We start from the raw sequence: 20,372 nt of genomic DNA, 5'->3' as shown, positions 1-20,372 counted from the left end.
GGATTTTAGTCTATTTTGTATAGGTAATTTAACCTGAGGTTGAAAAATGAGAAATGCAGGTCTTTGGGCACATTCGTTATGGATAAGGCTTGTACTATAGTTTGATTAATGCTTTCAATAGTTTGAAAATTCTAATAAAGAGGTGTTGTAATTGAAGAAAAATGTCGTTGCATTAGGGCTGACAGCAGGGTTGATGATGAGTCCGGTATTGGCGCAGGAAGCGTTTGGAGCATCGAATGTGAGTGAGAAAGTAAATTTCAATTCACAAATGGGTACTCCCCAATTCATTTCCGGTCAATTAACAAAGGCTTCTTCTAAGGCTCCGGAAACGATTGTATTTGACTATTTAATGGAAAAGCAAAAGACCTTCAAGTTTAAAGGTAACGCTAAATTATCCTTCCAAGTAAAAGAAAAGCAGAAAGATGAATTAGGATTTACATATCTTCGCATTCAGCAAGTATATAAAGGGACACCTGTCTACGGTGCTGTGATGACAGCTCATGTGAACAGGGAGGGTGTTCTGACAGCGTTTTCCGGGGCACCTGTAGCAAACCTGGATGCAAAACAGGAATTGAAACAATCAAAGAAGGTATCCAAAAAGCAAGCCGTTTCAACGGGTGAAAAGGATCTTGTTAAAACGGTAGGCATCCAGCCGGATTACGAATACGCCCCGAAATCCGAATCAGTAATCTATGTGAAAGAGGGGAAAGCCCATTATGCGTATCTCGTAAACTATAATTTCCTTGCACCGGAGCCGGGGAATTGGAATTATTTCGTGGATGCTGCCACTGGTGGAATCCTTGACAAAGTGAATGAAATTCATGAAGCAAAAAATGGAGGAGGTAAACCAGGAGGAGGCGGAGCAGCTGGTGGAGGGACGGACACGGTCGGTTCTGGTAAAGGAGTATTGGGGGATACGAAATCTCTGAATACGTACCTTTCTTCTTCTACTTATTACTTACAAGATCGTACGAGAGGGGACGGGGTTTTCACATATGATGCGTCGAACCGTACCCGACTTCCCGGCTCACTGTGGACAGATAGCGATAATATATTTAATGCTGGTTACGACGCAGCTGCAGTAGATGCTCATTATTATGCCGGAACAACATATGATTACTACTTGAATACTCATAATCGTAATAGCTATGACGGGAACGGAGCAGCACTAAAGTCGACTGTCCACTATGGACGAAATTATAATAATGCCTTCTGGAATGGTCAACAGATGGTTTACGGCGATGGGGATGGATCGACATTCGTATCATTATCAGGGGGGCTTGATGTCATTGCACATGAGCTGACGCATGCTGTAACGGATACAACAGCCGATCTCATCTATCAAAATGAGTCAGGGGCCATCAATGAATCCATGTCAGATATTTTCGGAACATTAGTAGAATATGATGCCAATAATAATCCCGATTGGGAGATTGGGGAAGACATTTATACACCGAATAAGAGCGGGGATGCCCTTCGCTCCATGTCTGATCCGGCAAAATACGGTGATCCTGATCACTATTCTGTAAGATACACAGGAACACAGGACAACGGCGGAGTTCATATCAATAGTGGGATCGGAAATAAAGCTGCTTATCTGTTAAGTCAGGGCGGCACACACTATGGTGTGAAGGTGACGGGTATCGGAACGGCCAAGACCGGGAAGATTTATTACCGTGCTCTGACCCAATACTTGACACCATCTTCAAATTATAGCCAGCTTCGCTCAGCGGCAGTGCAGGCGGCTACAGATTTATATGGTGCGGGAAGTGCTGAGGTATCGAGTGTGAACGCTGCGTATAATGCGGTTGGAGTCAACTAAATAAGTTTGTGAAAGAAGGGCTGTGATGGCTCTTCTTTTCTTTTGGTGGTATAGTCATATTTTTTTCCTTTTCGCCTTCTCCAGAATTTGCTTGGCAAGGCGGTAATAGGTATCAGCTTCAACTTTTGATTCGGCTCTTTTTAACTGCATCATATAGTTTTGAAATCGAAGTTTGTCGACTGACGAGACTTTCATCACAATTTTTCTCATAATGGCGCTCCTTTAGTGGACAAAATTGCGTCCAATTATCTATTCAGAATTTTCTGTAAATAATGTATAATAATAGTAAATGATTCCAGAGGGTGGATAGAATGTCCTTATTCGAAGTGATCTTGTTGCCAATGTTAATGGGTGGTATTGGAGGCTTAGGACATATTCTGGTTTTCAAAAATGGTCATTTCACTTTTCCAAGAAAATTTATCGATGATCAAGGGGAGAAGCATTATCTTTTTGGCTCAACAAAGGATATTATCATAGGGATTCTAGCAGGATATTTATCAGTGCTGCCGGTAGTCGATACAGTCCCGATCTGGTATGCGATCTATATTAGTTTATTATCAGGAATCGGGGGAAGTTCCGTTATCACACGAAAAATCGAACAGAATTTAGCAAGTACCAAAGCATCCTATATTCAAGAGCTATCTCATTATCAGCTCGAACCGACCTCTAAGGGAGGATCTCCAAACCATAATGAGGTGAAACCTGTTGGCGAAGTGGAAGAAAAAAAGAATCAAGGTTGAACTGCCACCAGAAGACTATGAAAAAGCGAGCCATTATCTAAAGAGACTGAAGGAGGCAGATAGCCTAGTCGAGCTGAACTACTACTACAATAAAGTGGCAAAAATAATTGAGAAATCACAGGATGTTTAAGGTGAGTCAATTAAAAGAGTAATCCTATATCCATTTAATTTAACCAAAAAATGTGAGGATGAAACTGACAATTGAGTCAGCTTTTTTTTCTGTCAAGAAAAGATGTATGAAAGATATAGCTCTAACCATACTTACCTGTTTCCATCCCCCTCTGGAAAAATAGTTGAGGAGTAGCCTTATAAGCTATTCCTTTTTTTCAGGTGAAAGGGTATCACCCAAGAGCAGTTCATTCGAACCTGTTCACGGAGTATCTTTTCTTATATTATATTCCTACAGGCATAATCGCACAATTGAAATTTCGGTTCGTTTCTAAATGGATTTCACTTGTAGATTACGAAGAACATGCATATGCTAGAGAGAGATTTTCCGAGAAAAGTGTGCAGTGATTCCGATTGGATGGAACACTGGAGGAGGAAGAAGAATGGACTTAGAACAATGGTTTGATAAAGGAATGACATCTAAAGATTACATAGAAGATATGAGTGTTCACAAAGAAAATACGGAAACCATCCGGAAGAACTTTAGCATTCCGGAAGAAGATATAGAGGTGTTGAACCAACTGGGAGACCATTCATTACGGGTGATTGCCATCACAGAGGATTGGTGTGGGGATGCCATGCTGAACGTCCCGATCCTTCTCAAAGTGGCTGAGGCAGCCAATCTGGATGTACGGATGATCCTGCGGGACGAACATCTTGAACTGATGGACCAATATTTAACCAATGGGACGTCGAGAGCAATCCCGGTCTTTATTTTTATCGATCGCGAAGGAAATGAAAAGCTGGTGTGGGGGCCAAGAGCACCCATGGTGAAGAAAATCGTAGATGATGAGCGGGCGAAGCTACCGCCAAGGGATCATGAGCTTTTCCCTGAAAAACAAAAAGAAATGATTCAACGTTTGAACTCTCAATATAGTGAGGATAAAGAAGTATGGCAGGAAGTGTACGAAAGCTTGAAGACGAGCCTGGTCCAAAGCGTATTGATGTAGGGCTTCGGGAATCTGGTTTCGCCGACTTCTCCTACGTGGTTCATGGTGTCCTCTTCTATGCTCGAAATGAAACGGTAATAAATACCCTTCGTCATGGTATTTATTCCCGGTTCACGAATCTCCTGATTCACGTTAATATGGTATAGGATGAGGAGTTGAAGCATCATGATTCACCAAAAGACAAATACAATTGTGATAGAAGCGCTAAATAAATTTCCCCATAAAATTCACATTAAATTGGGAGAAATCCTGCGCGAAAGAGGCTTGACTCAAGGCGATCTTCATCGCTTAACAGGTTTAAGAGTGGCGACGATCAATGAACTAGTGAATTTCAAGAAGAAATCCTTAACGGTGGCTCATCTTGTATCCATTATGATCGCCCTAAGAATTACAGACATTCGTGATCTCATCGAAATAGAATTTGACCAGGAAGTTCAAGACTACTTCAATGAAGAAAATCACCGAATGAAAAACGGATTCACTCCAGACCTTACCAAAACCGCCGAACAAAACGTAAAGCGGATCGCAGCAGGAGCCAATAACTAAAGAACACCACACACCAAACGGTCATTTCAAATGACCGTTTTTTTTTGTAGTGAGGGACGGACCTCTGTTTCTTAAATGAATTCCCCTATTAAATGATAGAAATATAATTTCCTATAAGGTTTATCACCGGGCGAAACAGGATAATTTCTTAAAGTAACCGATCCATTTAAAGGATTATGAATTATGACGATATAAAGTTAAGCGAGGTCCGTCCCTCGGCAGGAGTTTTAGGTCGGGATACAGAATGTGTGTAGTATATATGAAGTGTTGTGTGTTGGGCGGGTTTGTGATGGAGTTGACATGAAATCGTAACGTTCAGTTGAGTGAAAATCAATTATGATAGGGGAAGAGAGTGAATGGAAGTGAATTTTGGTAATGTGACCTCCCGTTATGCTGCGTCTTGTGATGATATTCCGCATCAATTTTTTGATTCATTGAAGGTAAGAGGAATTGTGTGGGAAGGTAGAAAAGTGGCTGAAATTGGTTCAGGTACCGGAGCCCTGACAAGAAAACTCCATAAGCGTGGAGCCGAGGTGATCGGGGTCGAGCCTTCTATCGACCTGAGAAAAACAGCCAAGGCATTGGAAAGCAAGCAATACCTTGAGATTCCTTATCTCACTGGTACAGCTGAATCAACCAATCTTCCAGATCAATACTATGAGATCACGATGATCCACAGAAGCTGGCATCTATTCGACCGCCCGAAGGCGATAAGTGAAATGAAGCGGATATTGAAGGAAAAAGGAACGTTCATTGTAAGCGACTCAAGTGTTTTAACGAATCAGGAAGTCGTCAAGGATACGATGACGTTTTTAAATGAATATATCGATCTGACACCCCCGGAAGCAAAAGTTGATCCCAACAATCAAGTAAATGGTTTTCCCGTGGAATGGTTGTTAGAATGGCAGCAAGCTGAATTTACGTTGAAAGATTTTTATACATTTTATTATATGGTCGATTTTACCTTACAGTCCTGGTGCGAGCGCGTGGGATCCCTTTCCTGGCTCTCTCATTTAGAGGATACGGAGAAAGAAGGGTTACTGCAATCTTTACATACCTTCTTGTCCAGGCGTTACGATTCTCTCCATGAGTTTACTCTTCAGCACCAGTTTACAGTCTGTCTGATGAAAAAGTAGAAAGAGTGATCCGATTGGAAGCAGTGAAAAATTATGTAAACTATTTAAATATGGAAATAGAGCTCCCTACATTAAACTACTTACAGCGGCTGATTCAGCAGCATTTGATTCGGATTCCCTATGAGACGTTCAGTAAATTTTATTACTTCTCCAAGGGAGAGTCCTTCGTCCCCTCATTAGAGACATTTGCAGAAAATCTCCATCAGAAAGGATGGGGGGGAACCTGCTTTACGTTAAACATTAACTTTGGAAGGCTCTTGAAAAAATTAGGTTTTCATTGTCAATTTGTCAGAGTGAATCCGGGACACCTTGGATTGATGATTTTGATTGAGAACCGGAAGCTTTATGTTGATGTGGGATATGGTTCTCCCATTATGAAGCCTGTCGAGCTCGAGGCGAGACAAAAACATCTTCTTCATGGATTCGGGGAGGAGATCATTTTCACCCAGAAGGACATCCGTGAATTTGAAGTGGACCGTCGTTCAAACGGGAAGTCTTTTGTGAAAAAGACAATCGAGTGGTTACCGCTCGAGGAAGAAGAATTGGAGACAGACATACAAGCATCCTACCTGGATTCTGATGATAACATCACCATGAGAAGAATTACGGCCGTCCGCTTCCAGGGCAACCAATGCTACTTTCTCCGTAACCAGACGTTGAAGGTCATGACCTACCGGAATATCCGGGAATATCAGATGAAGGATATGGAAAAATGGAAGGACATTATTGGGGAAGTCTACCATTTTGATATGAGGTCCCTTGAAGAATCCATCCAGTTTTTACAAAAGCGAAATATTAAACTATTCCCTTAACCGTCCAGAATATCGGGTTGATATTCTGGACGGTTTTTTGTTTGGAGTGGTTTGTTTAAGCCATCTTCATCCTAAAATTAATAAATAAAGTGTCGGAAAAGTACTTCTTGTCAAGAATCATGACAGGGGAGGGCTCATTATGAATATTTTGTAACAGTCAGCAGAAAAGACTGGTTTACTCCTTGAGAAATTTCATAATTCATTAGATTTTTCTTATGAAAAGAGTTATGATATTGACCGGTGGACGCTTTAATAAATCCGGCCCACTTAACAATTTTTGCATGAATAAATTAAATTGGTATATGATGTTAAAAGATGGTATATAAATGGACGAGTTTTTTGAACTAATACAGATTAGGATGATGGGTATGAAACGAGCACGAATTATATACAATCCGACTTCGGGACGGGAGCTTTTTAAAAAGCATCTGGCGGAAGTATTAATCAAATTGGAGCAGGCAGGATATGAAACATCTGTTCACGCAACCATTTGTGAAGGGGATGCGACTGAAGCGGCACGAATCGCTGTCGAACGCAAATATGATATCGTCGTGGCTGCAGGTGGGGACGGTACGTTAAATGAAGTCGTCAACGGTTTAGCCGAACAGGACTACCGGCCGAAGCTGGGGATTGTTCCGATGGGGACAACGAATGACTTCGCCCGTGCCCTGCACATCCCTAAGGATATCAGCTCCGCCATTGATGTGATCACGAAGGGTGAGACCATTCCAGTCGATATCGGACGCATGAATGAACGCTATTTCATCAATATCGCTGGTGGGGGAAGAATCACGGAATTGACCTATGAAGTACCGAGTAAGCTTAAAACCATGATGGGACAGCTTGCTTATTATTTGAAGGGCATTGAAATGCTTCCATCCATTAAACCGACCGATGTATCGATCGAATATGATGGAAAGTTGTTTGAAGGACAAGCGATGCTCTTCCTCATCGGATTGACGAACTCGGTCGGAGGCTTTGAGAAACTGGCTCCCGATGCTTCAATCAATGACGGTTTATTTTCACTCTTGATTCTGAAGAAAACAAATCTGGCCGAATTTATCCGCATTGCGTCCCTTGCAGTACGGGGAGAGCATGTGAACGATCCGAACGTCATTTACACACAAGCCAACCGAATCAAGATCAAGGCGAAAGAAAAAGTGCAGCTGAATGTTGACGGAGAGCTTGGAGGGGTCCTTCCAGCCGAATTCGAGAATTTGTATCGTCATCTGCAAGTATTCGTTCCATTTGATAAGATCCGGCCGGAAGATAAAGCGATATAATGAAAAAAGGAATGCCATGACGATTGTGGCATTCCTTTTTTGTATGTTTGTTTCTCTAGTAAACGAATAAAAACAGAGTAAAAGTCAAAGGGAATCCGATCAAAAAGCCCCAGCCTATCTCCTGCTTATGACGGAAAGGCACCTTCCGTACAATCCAGGACAATAGATGGGCGACAATCACAAAGGCAAAAACCCATATCAATTGTCCAACCACGAACACAAATAAATAAGCAAGGATCGATTCCTTATTCAGCACAAGGGATATCCCGAATCCAAAAGTCAGGGTTAAAAAGGTGAGTCCGATTAGTATATATGGTAGCCACCACCTTCTTGACTTGAGAGCGAATAAAACTCCAAGAAAAACATTCCCTACGAGGATAAGGTTTACTAAGAAGTCTGGGTTCATGTATATCTACCTTCTCTTTCTAGAATTGTTGCACATACCATTTTACCCTTTTTGTATCGGAAGAAACGCGGTAAGTTTTGACAAGATAACTAGAAAATGTACATTTGTCTTTGAATAAATTTAAAAATAATAGAAGCGATTTTCATATCCTGTTCTCTTTGTATTTCCCGGTACTCCCTGACTATGTTACAGTGAATAAAAAGCAGTCGGACAATGTTCCACTAAGAAGGGTGAGTTCAATGTATATCGTACATTCAACATTTGTGGTTCCTGATGAAAAGGCGGAGGAAGTCATTTCTATCTATCATTCCCGTTCAGGTTTGGTAGACGAAGCAGAAGGGTTTCAACGATTCCTGCTCTTACAAAATGAGAAAAAGCCGGGAGAAATCACGGTCCATATGGAATGGGATACGAAAGAACACTTTATGAAGTGGGTACAGAGTGAAGACTATAAGCGGATTCATGAATTGGAAAAGAAATACCCGGATCAGGAACTGGCATCCATCATTCCGTCGATCGATCGGTACAAGGTGGTGGCGTACTGATGGAAAATAAGTATAAGAGTGTCATAGACGAAGCCGTTGGAAAGTTGTACGATCGATACCCGGAATTGGATGAAAAATACGGAGATACTGGTCGGAAAAAATGCTGTGAAGATAATATTCACCATTTCAACTACCTGGAGTCTGCTGCCAATGCTGACGAATCGAAGGTGTTTTCCGATTATGCCCTCTGGCTGAACAGCGTATTGGTGAGCAGGGGTATGAAATCTGATCACCTCATCGATAATTTCAAGTGTATCATAGAATCCCTCGAGGAGACCGATGCAGAAAAAGGGGAAGTCTTCACGTTTTATCTGAAACAGGCCATCAAGTCCATCCGGACCGCAGACAGGGAAAATCCCTCTTCTTCCTGAACCAACAAGCATCGACAATCCTGTTTCGATGCTTTTTTACATAGAGAGGGACGGACCTCCATCCCGTTTCATTCTCCTTCTCCATTTATGGTACAATCAGTAGAGTCTTAAAAAGGAATTCGTAAAGGAAGATATACGTGAGTAAAAAAGCACCCGTTCAAAAAAATGATTATATAGATGAAGCCGTATTTCAAGACCTGACCCATGACGGGAATGGTGTGACAAAGGTAGATGGATATCCATTATTCGTTCCTGACGCCCTTCCAGGTGAAGAAGGACAGGTCAAGGTAGTGAAAACGAGTAAAGGGTATGGTTTCGGCCGACTGACGGAACGCACGAAGGAAAGTCCGTTTCGTCAAGCCCCCCCATGTCCGATATACAAGGAATGCGGAGGCTGCCAGATTCAGCATATGACCTATGAAGGACAGCTGAAAGCGAAAGAAAAGAACGTCCGTGACGTGATGCAGCGTATTGGTAAGCTTTATGATATAAGTGTACACCCGGCCCTTGGAATGGAAGAACCGTGGCGCTATCGAAATAAAGCCCAGGTTCCTGTAGGGGAAAAGGACGGGCGGTTTGTAGCCGGGTTCTATCAAAAGCGCAGTCATGAAATCATTGATATGGATAAATGCATCATTCAATACGAAAAAAATGATGAAGTGATTCAACAAGTGAAAGATATTTGTGAAAAACTGGAGGTCCGTCCCTATGATGAAAAGAATCATAAAGGTACCCTCCGTCATATTATGACCCGGACGGCGTATACGACGGGTGAAGTGATGGTGGTGTTGGTCACACGGACGCCTGAGCTTCCACATAAGAAAGCCATCATTGAAGCACTTACTGAAAATATTGAAGGATTGAAATCGGTCGTTCATAACGTGAATCCCAAAAGAACAAACGTGATCATGGGGGACACCACCCATACTTTATGGGGGGAAGAAGTGATCCACGATTATATAGGGGACGTTAAGTTTGCGATCTCGGCAAGATCCTTCTATCAGGTGAATCCGGAACAAACGAAAGTGCTTTATGATAAAGCATTGGAGTATGCGGATTTACAAGGAGAAGAAACGGTCATTGATGCATATTGCGGGATTGGGACGATTTCATTATTCCTCGCTCAAAAGGCCAAGAAGGTGTACGGGGTCGAAATTGTCCCTCAGGCGATTGAAGACGCGAAGCAAAATGCCACGTTGAATGATATGACGAATGTGGAATTCAAAGCGGGACCTGCGGAAGTGGTCATTCCTGATTGGTATAAAGAAGGAATTGAAGCGGATGTCCTTGTTGTGGATCCCCCGCGAAAGGGCTGTGATGAAGCACTTCTGAATACGATCCTTGCCATGAAGCCGAAGCGTGTCGTCTATGTTTCCTGCAACCCTGCAACACTTGCACGTGATCTTAGAATCCTGGAAGACGGGGGATATAAGACGACCGAGGTCCAGCCTGTTGACATGTTCCCACAGACGATGCATTGTGAAGCCGTTGCGAAGGTCGAATTAGTTGAATGAAAAGTGAGGGTTAAGAGCAATGTATCTCACCATTAAAGAAACAGCCGAGTATTTGTCCCTGCCTGAATCGTACATTGAAGGTCTCGTCCAGCAAAGGAAAATACGGGCGGTCCATGACGGAGAACAATATTTAGTGTACCGGGATCAATTTAATCAGCACCTCGAGCAAATGGAAAAAATGAAGAGGCAGCTTGCGGATTATTTAAGCGAACCGATTCCCGAAGACATCGATGTGAAGGACGAAGATTAATCCCTGGAAGCTTCCAGAAATCAACTGAAGAAATGGAGAATACAATGAGCGGACAACAGCGTTCCAATATTAAACCGGGTCTTGAAGTGGACATCGTCCTGAAAAAGGACCAAAGAACAGACAAACTGACTCGGGGAATTGTAAAAGATATTTTAACCAATTCATCTAATCATCCACACGGCATCAAAGTCCGATTAGCAGATGGACAGGTTGGCCGGGTGAAGAATATCATTCAGAAATAAGAGGCCGGTGTGGTCTCTTTTTTTAGCTCATAAATGAATGTACCTGATACTATTCAAGCAAATTCTACCCGTTAAAACAAAATCAATTCACTCAAAAAGCCCCCGATCCAGGAATCGGGGGCTTTCCTATTACGCTTAACTAAACAATTGAGGAATGCCTTTAATCAATGAGTACACACCCATATAAGACATGGCCACGACGATTAACACACCAAATATGGTCATCCAGACAGGATGCTTGTAGTCACCGACGATTTTAGATTTATGTGCGGCGATCAGCATAACACCCAGGGCGATCGGCAGGATCAACCCATTCAGTGATCCAACCAGGATCAAGATGGCAACCGGTTTTCCGACTATCACGAAAACAAGAGTTGAAATCGTAATAAATCCGACGATTAGCCACTTATGATATTTCTCCAGGAGCGGGCTGAACGTACGGATGAAGGATACCGACGTATAGGCGGCCCCGACAACGGAAGAAACAGCGGCAGACCACATGACGATACCGAACATTTTGTACCCGATATCACCTGCTGCCAGTTGGAATACAGAGGCAGGGGGATTGGAAGGATCCAATGTAAATCCTTGAGCCACAATCCCTAACGCTGCCAGGAAAAGAAAAATTCGCATGATGGATGCAATACCAATGGCAGAAACTGAACTTTTTGTGATTTCAGGGAGTGCTTGTTTCCCCGTTATCCCGGCTTCTAATAATCGATGTCCCCCGGCAAATGTAATATATCCTCCGACGGTCCCTCCTACCAGGGTGATGATTGCAAGAAAATCAATGGTGTCGGGAGCAAATGTTTTCGTCACGGCTTCCCCGACAGGAGGATTTGCTGTAAACATGACGTATACCGTAAGGATGATCATTAATAATCCGAGGATTTGAGCGAACTTGTCCATTAATCTGCCCGCTTCCTTTACAAGGAAAATGCCGACAGCGACAATTCCACTGAATAACGCGCCCATTTCAGGGGAAATGCCAAACAGGACATTCGTACCGAGTCCAGCTCCGGCAATATTTCCGATGTTAAAGGCCAAGCCCCCTGCCACGATGAGGATGGCGAGGAAGTATCCTAATCCAGGCAGGACATCATTAGCGATATCCTGAGCCCTTTTTTCCGAAATGGCTATGATGCGCCAGATATTAAGCTGGGCACCGATATCAATAAGAATGGAAACTAAAATGACGAAACCAAAGCTTGCAGCAAGCTGTTCAGTGAAAACGGTTGTTTGAGTCAGGAAGCCGGGCCCAATGGCTGATGTTGCCATCAGGAACGCCGCTCCCAACAATAGACTGAGATTCGATTTTTTCTTCAAGAGGTTCTCTCCTTTGTTGTCGTTTAGATTAAGAGTTGAATTTCAGGGCGATCCCTTGCTTTAAATGGTTTAATTGTCGTTCACGATCTATGTATAGCTCCTGAGCCTGTTCATGGGAAATCATGGTGAAGGTTACTTCTCCTCCGGGCTTCGTCTGAGCAATGAGGGGAAAGTCCACTGAAGCAATGTACCCCATTCTCGGGTAGCCTCCTGTCGTTTGCCGGTCAGCCAACAAAATGATCGGCTGACCATTCGACGGAACCTGAATCGTTCCAAACACCACCGCTTCAGATATCATATTGAATTCCTCCTCAAGATGGAGGGACGGACCTTCAAGACGATATCCCATGCGATCTGATTGGGAGGATACTTTAAATGGCTGATTAACAAACTGTCCACGGCTTTCCTCGGAGAATAACTCGTACTCTGTCCCTGGTATGACTCGTATCGCCTGCTTCTGCTGGTAGGAAGAGATGAATTCAGACGAAATCGACCAGTCAATTTCTGTAAAATCATGATCCGCCAAATAAGGGATTAAATAGTCGATCATATTGGCAGATTCCTTGTGGATCGTACCTGCTTGCAAGACGTCGCCTGCCTGTAGGGGACGGCCATTCAAACCTCCGATACCCGCCCTCACATATGTAGATTTGCTGTTCATGACCGTTTTAACACTGAAGCCGCCTGCGACTGCCAGATAACTGCGGCAACCATTTGTGCAACCACCGAACTTCAGGACACTACCAGCTTTGATTAACAGGGATCTCCTTAAGGGAACCGGCTTTCCGTCAATGGTCGGAGAAAGATCTCCCCCGCAAATCGAAATAAGGGTTGTCTCCTTGAATTCAAGGACAGGTCCCATGAGAGTGATCTCCAGTGTCGACTCGTTTACATCATTACCTACCAACAGGTTCGAGATTTTGTGGGCGAGAGGATCCATGCTCCCGCTTACAATGACGCCATATTTTTGGTAACCGTACCTTCCTAAGTCCTGAATGGTCGTCAGGAGGCCCGGTTTGATTACATTAATCATTGTTCCTCCTCCAATGCTTTATATTCTTCAAGTGAAATCGGTGTGAAGCGGATTCGATCCCCGGCTTTCAGTAAGCTTGGTGAAGCGTTGTTGTCCGGTTGGAACAGCTTTACGGGTGTACGACCGATCAGTTGCCATCCCCCGGGTGTTTCAATGGGGTATACGCCTGTTTGTTCCCCTGCTATCCCCACCGATCCTGCGGGTATTTTCAAGCGTGGTGACTTTCTTCTCGGTGTTGCAATTTCTGATGACATACCGCCGATATAGGGGAAACCGGGTGCGAAGCCGATCATATATACGAGGTAGTCCCCGTTTGAGTGTATGTTGATGACTTCTTCAGTGGAAAGGTGATGGTGGTTTGCGACTTCTTCCAAGTCGGGTCCGAATTCTCCTCCGTAGCAAACGGGAATATCAACGATTCGCGGTTCTGTTTTTTCATCGTTTGTCAGTTCGGAAAGCAGGTCTTTAATTTCGGAACAGACAACAGAGTATGGAAGGGTGTTTTGAAAAGGCATGTGCGATTCGATGATTTTGATTGGATCGTAATAAAGGGTGACGGTTGTAAACGCCGGAATGAATTCTACGAGCCAGTCGATAGATTGGCTTTCGATTAAATTTGTTACCGACTTTACCAATTCGTGTGTTTCCTGCTGAATTGAATTGCCTAATTGGATAACGACGGCGTGGTCGCCTAATGGCCGTAACGTATAATTCAAAGAATAACCTCCATTCGGGATTGTATGTTTATAGAAAATGAAAAGTAAATATGTATGAGTGGCCACGTAAATAAGACTATTCAGAAATTTTGGCCATATTGTTATTATAGTATAATTCTTAGTGTTTTCAATAAGAGCTTTGGAAGTATGCTGATTGATAAGTAAGATTAAGGCTTTGAACCTAAGTGAGTGTGCTTGCATTTTTCCCTCGCCTTTATCCGATAAACAGATAAAAATCATTTTCCATTTAATAATGAATTTAATCCCATTGATTTGTTTCGCATTCTGTAAAAAAATTACACACTTTCACCCATTTTAATTCGTATCGCAAATGTGTTTTATGTGCTATTATTTAGTAATCCGAAATAATGTCCCCATCAAATAGGATGGGGTTTGATAGATAGGGAAGGAGGTTTTTTTATGAAGGTGAAGGATCCTTTATGGACCAGGTCTTTTATTATGTTGATGGTGGGAAATTTGTTTGTGTTTATGTCATTTCAGATGTTGATTCCGACACTTCCGCCTTATATTAAGTCGATTGGGGCATCGGGGCTTGAGATTGGATTGGTGACGACGCTGTTTTCCATCGGGGCTGTGTTAAGCCGTCCGTTCATCGGATTCATGTTGGAATACAGGGACAGGAAGCCTCTTGTCTTGATAGGTGTGATCTCGTTACTCGCGATTACGGTGATTTATCCATTGTCGAGTGTGGTCTTCATTTTCCTATTATTCCGTTTTGTCCACGGGCTTGCCTGGGGATGGTCCACAACGGTCAATGGTACGGCGGCCGTCGATGTGGTTCCGAAATCCCGTTTAGGCGAAGGAATGGGGTATTACGGATTGTCGATAACGATCGGAATGATCATTGCTCCGAGTCTCGGAATCTATTTATTCCAGGTGACGACCTTTACAAATCTGATCGTCACTTCAAGTGTGCTGGGGGTCATCGCGATTGTCCTCCTGGGAATCGTTCATTATCAGACGCCTCAAGTTGTCAAAGAAACGAAGAAGGAAGACTTGAAGTTCTCTTACCTTGGCTCATTAGTGGAAAAATCCAGCTGGTTCCCGGCTTTCATTACGATCATGGTGACGTTTGGGTACGGATCGATCGTTACCTTTATCGTCATCTTTGGGGAAGAACGTGGAATACAGCATATTTTTCTGTTTTACTTATGTAATGCAATCATGGCATCCTTATCAAGACCGGTAGCCGGAAAATGGTTTGATGAACGGGGACCTAAAGGACTTGTTTTATTCTGTATTGTGGTAACCTTTATCGGAATGTGGGTACTATCTTTCGCCCATTCTGATTTCCTTATTATCATAGCAGGTCTTCTTTTTGGAGTTGGGTTTGGCTCACTGATTCCAACCCTTCAATCCTGGACTTTGTCTATGACGCCTGATCATAGACGAGGGGTGGCGAACGGTATGTTCTTCTCTTCCATCGACCTAGGTATCGGGTTAAGCGGCTTAGTATTCGGAGTGCTGGCTCAGTATGTAGAGACAGGTGTCTTATTCCAAATTTCCAGCTTGTTCCTGCTTGTTGCCCTTGTGGTTGCCATCCTTGAAGGCAGAAAACAAAAAAAGCTTGTTCATCAGACTTCTGCATAGTTTGATGGATGAATAATAGTGGTAAGTAAAAAGGACTATCTGTTTTAAAGGCGTATTTAGCCTTTGGTAACAGATAGTCCTTTCTTCTGTAATGGAAGTGATTCCATTGGTTCACGGCAGAAAGTATCAATCGGAAATTGAAAAGGAATTGAAATTTTATCCTTATGAAATTCTGTTAGAATGAGAGAAATAGACAAGTCTGTGAGGTTTCCGGTAAAGGGGATCCACATATAACGGAGGACATTATGACAGAAGAAAAATTACTAATGGAAAAGTCATTTTATCGAACTTTTTTAGTAGATCAGGATACTACCCGTCATCCAATAGAAGTGCTTGGACAAGCATTCGTGGAAGAACAACAAAATGAACCGTATGATTTAACATTCATACGTTATGCTCAAGGGGAAGTCTACTTTCACAGCCGGGACTATGAAGGAGCCATCTTCAAATGGGAGAGCATCCTGAATGAACTGGAACCATGGGCTAAGAAGAACATTGCGGATTCTTACTATGAGCTTGGAATGCTATCCTCAGCGGAGGATGTATACACCGCTATTCAAACGGAAAGCATGATTTTGACCATGGAGGTATCCCTTCAGTTATTCTCTCTTTATATTGAACGAAACAAGATTCAATCAGCTTATCGTACGATTGAGAAAGCATTATCGATAGAACCGGATTATGCCAATGTGACAGACCTCGCGAGAACTTTTTATGAGAATCAGGAGGACTGGAATAAAGCAGTGGAACTGGCTGTAAAGGAATCGATCCGAACCCAGGACCCTGCCTGGTTCATGATTCTGAGAGATTATGGCGATCAAGGTTATGCGAGATCATTTGCACCGGATTACTTCTATGATCTGTTGATTACCGTGTATGAAAAAGACCGTAAACAATTTAAAGAACTGGTATCTGCTCTCTGGGCAGGTTACAGAAGCCACCCGGCTGCCCATATCGAATGGATGCTGACGGTCAATACAATATTTGAATACGTGGAAGTTCTTCCGAATGAAACATGGCAGGACATCCTTACCCAATTCCAAGATGCATACATCGATTTCCTTGAAGGTGATTACCTTATGAAAGACTTGGAAGGCTTCATGCCAAGCATGCTGACGAATTGGTTGAAGGTGAGCAGGGATCAACAGCCATTATTTCCGGCAGCCGCCGTTTTGGCGTGGAACGATGTATTTTCCTATAGCATTGAACCAATGTTGAAGGAAGAAGCGGAAATGATTCTCTTAGAAGAAGATTCTTATCAGGTACGCTTTGAAGAAATCATATTGTTCTTGAATAAGGTCATCCAGTGGTCAGAACGGAATGAAGCGCCTGTAAGTTACAAAACCCAATGGATAGCAGAGCAGTTGATGGATCTGAACGAACATCATCTATTGATTGCAGGGAGTGCCTCTAGCGGGAAGTCAACCTTCGTTCAATCTGTTTTAGGTGAAAGTGTCGGAGAAGTTGAAGATTCAACGATCATCTACAGCTATCATGATCAACAGGTAGAAGTGAAAGAGATTCACGATCAGGGAGTTCATAAAGTGGAAAGCATCGCTGACTTTGAAGAATTGATGCAGAGGGAGGCATTTGTTGAATATAGCCTGCCATCTGAGTTCCTGAAGAAAAATCGAACAGCCATCATAGACGTTCAAACTGGGAAAAGGCATCTGGATGATCTGACAGCCTTTTATCCTGCCGCCGATGGTCTCTTATATGTCCTGAATGCAGATGCCCCGTTTAACGCAGAAGACCGTCAGACATTAAGAAAATTAACCGAAATCGGACAGCCGGTGAACGTTCATTTCTTATTAAATAAAATGGACAAAGTATCTCATTCTGATCGAACGGAAGAAATCATTGAATCAGCACGGAACAAAGCCCGGGAATGGTTCCCTGAAGCAGAGGTATTACCTTATTCATCCCTGGAAGCTGTTCATCTGCAGAGAAAAGATGTGGAGGCGTTCCTGGGGGATCATTATAAGGTGAAGAATGGTGTACTTAAAAGAGAACGTGGAAGTAAACTATTTTACTTAGTGAGAAAAACGTTAAGGGATTTATACTCGAAACGTAAGAACCGCGAGAATGAGTTGAAAGAAAGTATTGAAAAAAATGAGGACATCCTCACACGTCTAAACGGCTTCGAGAACTACATGGGAGACATGCAAAGCGAGAGGGTCTCCATCATCAAGGATTCTTTCCATAAAAAGAAGGAAGCCATGAAGAAGGAAATCTCTGAACAAATCCCGGTGATTCTTAGCGGCTGTTCAGAATTAATCAGTGAAGATAGTGACTTTAAACAAATTCACATGGAATTAAATGATGCGATGAATACAAGGATCCAAGCGTATATCCAAGATGACCTCATGCCTCGTTACGTAACATCCCTGGAGGATTGGCTTGCCTTTTCAAAGCAGGAACTTCAGGACAGTCAAGACTACTTGAATGAAATGAGTGAAACGTTTAACGAACTTTTTGGGAAAGACAGGGTGGTCTTACAATGTGATTTTCAAGTGGTTGACGACTGGCGCAGGGATGTCAGCAGAATGGGGACGAGGGCGCAGATCGATAAAGAGAATATCCTTCTTCGATTTAAACCTGCTCAGTTCCTCTTGAAAAGCGCAGGGAAGATTCTTGGAGTACTACCGCAGAATAAGTCGTTATTGTACAATCAATACAAGCGTTATCTGGAGAACGAAGACTATCAGGATATCACGGAATCGGTTGTCAATAAGTTTTTCCTTCAGTTTGATTTGTTTGAGAAATCACTTCAGCAGGATGTTCATTCATTCTTCGCGGATCCGTTCAAGCAATTGGAGTCAACGATTAAAGACACAGAATCGGATATTGCATCCGATCAGGAATCATTGAAGAAAATGAAGGCAAATCCGGAACGATATTTCGATCCGATCACTCTATTCGAAGTGAAATTGCTTCAGCATGAGTACATGGTGAAAGCAAGTTATAAGGCTTCACATCATTTTTCATAAAAACGTTTTTCGTAATCTTTGTTGCTTTCAAAAGGAAAGTGCTGAATACTGTTTTTAAATCAATAATCTCTGGGAAAAAAGAAAAAAATAAAAAGACTGATTCAGTGGAAGGGTGTCACCCTCAATTGGATCAGTCTTTTCCATTATTCAAACTTACATTTGCAAAAAACAGCTGTTTTCCTGAATGACATCGGCAATGATTCGTTCAAGGGAGTTTTCAGTATGGATGGTGGAGAAATCCAGTCCGAGATGGATGGCTGTCTGGGCAACTTCAGGGCGGATACCGGTGATGACAGACTTCACTCCCAGTAGATTCAAGGCATCGATGAGATGGAAGATTTGCTGGGCTACCATGGTGTCCATCATTACCACACCTGATAAGTCGATGATCAGCATGGACAAATGAGCATCGGAACTTTGCTGCAGTGTTGATTCTACGATCGTTCTTGCACGGTCTGTATCAATATCACCAATGATAGGGAGCAGTCCCACTTCAGAGGTTAAAGAAATAACAGGTGTACTTAATTCTTGAATCAATGTGGACTGAGCCTGAAGCCTGTTCATTAAGATCCCAAGGAATGTCGAAGTGAACGTCTCTAACACATAGTCCAAGGCAAAGTTAATTTTGCGCTCCCACTCAAATACCTCTTTCAATTGGATGTTTAATTCGGACTGTTCTTCAACGAATTTTTCAACATACGTCCAATACACCCTTCTGAAAACCCCTGAATTACGTACAACTTCATCCAACGTCGTGCTGGATTTACTGCGATCAGCCGCTGTTTGCTTTGTCCAGTTAGAAATCAGTTCCTTCGATTCTTCATTGGAGAGTAATAGACATTTTGCAACGATCTTCACATAATTAGAATTTTGCTCTTTGATTTTGTTCTGAACCTCAGGCGGAGAACCAAGAGAGTAATGTGATCCTTTTTTAATACCCTGAAATTTGAGCCAGTCTTCAGTAAAATCTAAGGCGTGATCAGTTAAGTATTCATATAATAGAGAAGAGTGAGTATCCATAAATGCTCCCTTTGTAATTGGCTTATTCTTCTATTTTGAAACCTATTGGGAAGGCTGTCAATGATTTAGGCCGAAAATGCTACTAAACTAATACATAATATACATCTTTTAGTCCTCTTGAATATTCCCTATTATTCAAAGAATGAGACTGGAACAAACGTGTTTTAGTCAAAGAGAAATCCGAACGATCATTCGAAATCGTTCGGATTTTTATGAGACCCGACTTCCGCCCGAGGAAGAAGTCTTCCACGGAAGCGGGCAGCGGTGTAACAAGTGATTCTAAAGACCACTATATATGAATGGTTCGTCTTTAGATTGGATCGATTTCGTTATATCCCAGTCTCTTTCTTATGCAGATACTTTTGTTTGGACAATGAAATACAAATGCTTCCGAGCCCGATGAAAACGGGTTTTGACCGTGGAAGCAGACAGATTCAGCTTGAGTGCAATTTCACTGTCGCTCAGATCTTCCGTGACTTTTAATGCCATGACTTCTTGCTGGGTCAGTGGCAGCTTCTTGATGTTGTCCTGGATGCTGCTCTTGAGGAATCTGGCGTCGATTTCACATTCCAGAGAATGGTTATCCTGAATGGGTTGACGTTCCTCCTGCTCTTCGATCCAGATCTCCTTCTGTGTAGATCGTTTGCGGATGAAGTCGATGGCTGTACATCTTGCGATTGAAGTAAGCCAGGCTTTGACTTTCGTCCCGTCCATGAGAGTATCTAATTTTACATAAGCTTTCAAAAAGGTTTCTTGGACGACATCCTGAGATAAATGCACGTCCTTGGTGATGTTATAAGCAATGTGATAGATCAGCTTATGAAATTGTTTATACATCTCCTCCAGTGTAAGAGGAGATGATGTAGTTTCCATTGTATCCATTTGGTCACC

22 protein-coding genes are annotated in these 20,372 nt (G+C 42.7%); 15 read left to right on the top strand and 7 right to left on the bottom strand.

From position 1 onward, the window contains the following. Positions 1 to 193: 193 nt before the first annotated feature. Positions 194 to 1,822 (top strand): M4 family metallopeptidase, encoded by a 1,629-nt coding sequence (locus BAA9072_RS20565; protein ID WP_201716533.1) that lies wholly within the window; start codon positions 194 to 196, stop codon positions 1,820 to 1,822. A gap of 54 nt (positions 1,823 to 1,876) precedes the next feature. On the opposite strand, the gene BAA9072_RS20560 is transcribed toward BAA9072_RS20565, so the two are convergent. Further along, on the bottom strand, positions 1,877 to 2,032 hold the full coding sequence (locus BAA9072_RS20560; RefSeq protein ID WP_201716519.1) for a hypothetical protein: 156 nt from the start codon (positions 2,030 to 2,032) through the stop codon (positions 1,877 to 1,879). Between the two features lie 101 nt (positions 2,033 to 2,133). Here BAA9072_RS20560 and BAA9072_RS20555 point away from each other — a divergent pair, with 101 nt between their 5' ends. From BAA9072_RS20555 to BAA9072_RS20525, 7 genes are all read left to right on the top strand, one after another. After that, complete coding sequence (locus BAA9072_RS20555) at positions 2,134 to 2,562, top strand: DUF4257 domain-containing protein (protein ID WP_201716518.1); 429 nt, start codon at positions 2,134 to 2,136, stop codon at positions 2,560 to 2,562. Next, entirely contained in the window at positions 2,528 to 2,692 is a 165-nt protein-coding gene (locus tag BAA9072_RS20550; RefSeq protein WP_201716517.1) for a hypothetical protein, read from the top strand. Before BAA9072_RS20555 ends, BAA9072_RS20550 begins: the two co-directional genes overlap by 35 nt. Before the next feature lie 421 nt (positions 2,693 to 3,113). Then, entirely contained in the window at positions 3,114 to 3,680 is a 567-nt protein-coding gene (locus BAA9072_RS20545) for a thioredoxin family protein (RefSeq protein WP_201716516.1), read from the top strand. Between the two features lie 165 nt (positions 3,681 to 3,845). Next, on the top strand, positions 3,846 to 4,226 hold the full coding sequence (locus BAA9072_RS20540; protein ID WP_201716515.1) for a helix-turn-helix domain-containing protein: 381 nt from the start codon (positions 3,846 to 3,848) through the stop codon (positions 4,224 to 4,226). 356 nt (positions 4,227 to 4,582) lie between these two features. Then, positions 4,583 to 5,362 carry a class I SAM-dependent methyltransferase gene (locus BAA9072_RS20535; protein ID WP_201716514.1) on the top strand — a complete coding sequence of 260 codons (780 nt, stop codon included), beginning with the start codon at positions 4,583 to 4,585 and terminating at the stop codon, positions 5,360 to 5,362. 23 nt (positions 5,363 to 5,385) lie between these two features. After that, positions 5,386 to 6,174: an arylamine N-acetyltransferase gene (locus tag BAA9072_RS20530; protein WP_230980959.1), complete on the top strand. Its 789-nt coding sequence runs from the start codon at positions 5,386 to 5,388 to the stop codon at positions 6,172 to 6,174. Between the two features lie 368 nt (positions 6,175 to 6,542). Next, a complete protein-coding gene (locus BAA9072_RS20525) occupies positions 6,543 to 7,457 on the top strand; it encodes a diacylglycerol kinase (protein WP_201716513.1) in 915 nt (304 codons plus the stop codon). A 55-nt stretch (positions 7,458 to 7,512) separates the two neighbouring features. On the opposite strand, the gene BAA9072_RS20520 is transcribed toward BAA9072_RS20525, so the two are convergent. Next, positions 7,513 to 7,863: a hypothetical protein gene (locus BAA9072_RS20520; protein WP_201716512.1), complete on the bottom strand. Its 351-nt coding sequence runs from the start codon at positions 7,861 to 7,863 to the stop codon at positions 7,513 to 7,515. 239 nt (positions 7,864 to 8,102) lie between these two features. Here BAA9072_RS20520 and BAA9072_RS20515 point away from each other — a divergent pair, with 239 nt between their 5' ends. From BAA9072_RS20515 to BAA9072_RS20495, 5 genes are all read left to right on the top strand, one after another. Continuing rightward, positions 8,103 to 8,408: an antibiotic biosynthesis monooxygenase family protein gene (locus BAA9072_RS20515; RefSeq protein WP_201716511.1), complete on the top strand. Its 306-nt coding sequence runs from the start codon at positions 8,103 to 8,105 to the stop codon at positions 8,406 to 8,408. Continuing rightward, positions 8,408 to 8,779, top strand: a complete 372-nt coding sequence (locus tag BAA9072_RS20510) for a hypothetical protein (RefSeq protein ID WP_201716510.1) — start codon at positions 8,408 to 8,410, stop codon at positions 8,777 to 8,779. The genes BAA9072_RS20515 and BAA9072_RS20510 overlap by 1 nt, the downstream gene beginning before the upstream one ends. Before the next feature lie 137 nt (positions 8,780 to 8,916). Beyond that, positions 8,917 to 10,293: a 23S rRNA (uracil(1939)-C(5))-methyltransferase RlmD gene (gene rlmD, locus BAA9072_RS20505; RefSeq protein WP_201716509.1), complete on the top strand. Its 1,377-nt coding sequence runs from the start codon at positions 8,917 to 8,919 to the stop codon at positions 10,291 to 10,293. A gap of 19 nt (positions 10,294 to 10,312) precedes the next feature. Next, positions 10,313 to 10,543, top strand: a complete 231-nt coding sequence (locus BAA9072_RS20500; RefSeq protein ID WP_201716508.1) for an excisionase family DNA-binding protein — start codon at positions 10,313 to 10,315, stop codon at positions 10,541 to 10,543. 44 nt (positions 10,544 to 10,587) lie between these two features. Then, positions 10,588 to 10,785 (top strand): YwbE family protein, encoded by a 198-nt coding sequence (locus BAA9072_RS20495; RefSeq protein ID WP_201716507.1) that lies wholly within the window; start codon positions 10,588 to 10,590, stop codon positions 10,783 to 10,785. A 135-nt stretch (positions 10,786 to 10,920) separates the two neighbouring features. Here BAA9072_RS20495 and BAA9072_RS20490 read toward each other — a convergent pair whose 3' ends face one another. The 3 genes from BAA9072_RS20490 to pxpB form a co-directional block, all read right to left on the bottom strand. Then, on the bottom strand, positions 10,921 to 12,063 hold the full coding sequence (locus BAA9072_RS20490; RefSeq protein WP_201716531.1) for an NRAMP family divalent metal transporter: 1,143 nt from the start codon (positions 12,061 to 12,063) through the stop codon (positions 10,921 to 10,923). 76 nt (positions 12,064 to 12,139) lie between these two features. Then, on the bottom strand, positions 12,140 to 13,144 hold the full coding sequence (locus BAA9072_RS20485) for a 5-oxoprolinase subunit C family protein (protein WP_201716506.1): 1,005 nt from the start codon (positions 13,142 to 13,144) through the stop codon (positions 12,140 to 12,142). Then, on the bottom strand, positions 13,141 to 13,860 hold the full coding sequence (pxpB, locus tag BAA9072_RS20480) for a 5-oxoprolinase subunit PxpB (protein ID WP_230980957.1): 720 nt from the start codon (positions 13,858 to 13,860) through the stop codon (positions 13,141 to 13,143). The genes BAA9072_RS20485 and pxpB overlap by 4 nt, the downstream gene beginning before the upstream one ends. A 420-nt stretch (positions 13,861 to 14,280) precedes the next feature. Here pxpB and BAA9072_RS20475 point away from each other — a divergent pair, with 420 nt between their 5' ends. Together BAA9072_RS20475 and BAA9072_RS20470 are read left to right on the top strand one after the other, a co-directional pair. Then, positions 14,281 to 15,471 (top strand): MFS transporter, encoded by a 1,191-nt coding sequence (locus BAA9072_RS20475; RefSeq protein WP_201716504.1) that lies wholly within the window; start codon positions 14,281 to 14,283, stop codon positions 15,469 to 15,471. A 245-nt stretch (positions 15,472 to 15,716) separates the two neighbouring features. Then, positions 15,717 to 18,461: a GTP-binding protein gene (locus BAA9072_RS20470; protein WP_201716503.1), complete on the top strand. Its 2,745-nt coding sequence runs from the start codon at positions 15,717 to 15,719 to the stop codon at positions 18,459 to 18,461. A gap of 153 nt (positions 18,462 to 18,614) precedes the next feature. On the opposite strand, the gene BAA9072_RS24635 is transcribed toward BAA9072_RS20470, so the two are convergent. After that, a complete protein-coding gene (locus BAA9072_RS24635) occupies positions 18,615 to 19,481 on the bottom strand; it encodes an STAS domain-containing protein (protein ID WP_201716502.1) in 867 nt (288 codons plus the stop codon). Between the two features lie 348 nt (positions 19,482 to 19,829). Beyond that, a complete protein-coding gene (locus tag BAA9072_RS20460) occupies positions 19,830 to 20,363 on the bottom strand; it encodes an RNA polymerase sigma factor (RefSeq protein WP_201716501.1) in 534 nt (177 codons plus the stop codon). Positions 20,364 to 20,372 lie beyond the last annotated feature (9 nt).

The organism is Rossellomorea arthrocnemi, assembly GCF_904424705.1.
In the GTDB taxonomy this organism is placed as follows: Bacteria; Bacillota; Bacilli; order Bacillales; family Bacillaceae_B; genus Rossellomorea; species Rossellomorea arthrocnemi.
This window is presented reverse-complemented; position numbering and strand designations above follow the sequence as displayed.

Coding starts and splice junctions, on each gene's coding strand:
- BAA9072_RS20565 (WP_201716533.1), top strand. CDS start 194: ATGATGAGTCCGGTATTGGCGCAGGAAGCGTTTGGAGCATCGAATGTG.
- BAA9072_RS20560 (WP_201716519.1), bottom strand. CDS start 2,032: ATGAGAAAAATTGTGATGAAAGTCTCGTCAGTCGACAAACTTCGATTT.
- BAA9072_RS20555 (WP_201716518.1), top strand. CDS start 2,134: ATGTCCTTATTCGAAGTGATCTTGTTGCCAATGTTAATGGGTGGTATT.
- BAA9072_RS20545 (WP_201716516.1), top strand. CDS start 3,114: ATGGACTTAGAACAATGGTTTGATAAAGGAATGACATCTAAAGATTAC.
- BAA9072_RS20540 (WP_201716515.1), top strand. CDS start 3,846: ATGATTCACCAAAAGACAAATACAATTGTGATAGAAGCGCTAAATAAA.
- BAA9072_RS20535 (WP_201716514.1), top strand. CDS start 4,583: ATGGAAGTGAATTTTGGTAATGTGACCTCCCGTTATGCTGCGTCTTGT.
- BAA9072_RS20525 (WP_201716513.1), top strand. CDS start 6,543: ATGAAACGAGCACGAATTATATACAATCCGACTTCGGGACGGGAGCTT.
- BAA9072_RS20520 (WP_201716512.1), bottom strand. CDS start 7,863: ATGAACCCAGACTTCTTAGTAAACCTTATCCTCGTAGGGAATGTTTTT.
- BAA9072_RS20515 (WP_201716511.1), top strand. CDS start 8,103: ATGTATATCGTACATTCAACATTTGTGGTTCCTGATGAAAAGGCGGAG.
- BAA9072_RS20510 (WP_201716510.1), top strand. CDS start 8,408: ATGGAAAATAAGTATAAGAGTGTCATAGACGAAGCCGTTGGAAAGTTG.
- BAA9072_RS20500 (WP_201716508.1), top strand. CDS start 10,313: ATGTATCTCACCATTAAAGAAACAGCCGAGTATTTGTCCCTGCCTGAA.
- BAA9072_RS20495 (WP_201716507.1), top strand. CDS start 10,588: ATGAGCGGACAACAGCGTTCCAATATTAAACCGGGTCTTGAAGTGGAC.
- BAA9072_RS20490 (WP_201716531.1), bottom strand. CDS start 12,063: ATGGCAACATCAGCCATTGGGCCCGGCTTCCTGACTCAAACAACCGTT.
- BAA9072_RS20485 (WP_201716506.1), bottom strand. CDS start 13,144: ATGATTAATGTAATCAAACCGGGCCTCCTGACGACCATTCAGGACTTA.
- BAA9072_RS20475 (WP_201716504.1), top strand. CDS start 14,281: ATGAAGGTGAAGGATCCTTTATGGACCAGGTCTTTTATTATGTTGATG.
- BAA9072_RS20470 (WP_201716503.1), top strand. CDS start 15,717: ATGACAGAAGAAAAATTACTAATGGAAAAGTCATTTTATCGAACTTTT.
- BAA9072_RS24635 (WP_201716502.1), bottom strand. CDS start 19,481: ATGGATACTCACTCTTCTCTATTATATGAATACTTAACTGATCACGCC.
- BAA9072_RS20460 (WP_201716501.1), bottom strand. CDS start 20,363: ATGGATACAATGGAAACTACATCATCTCCTCTTACACTGGAGGAGATG.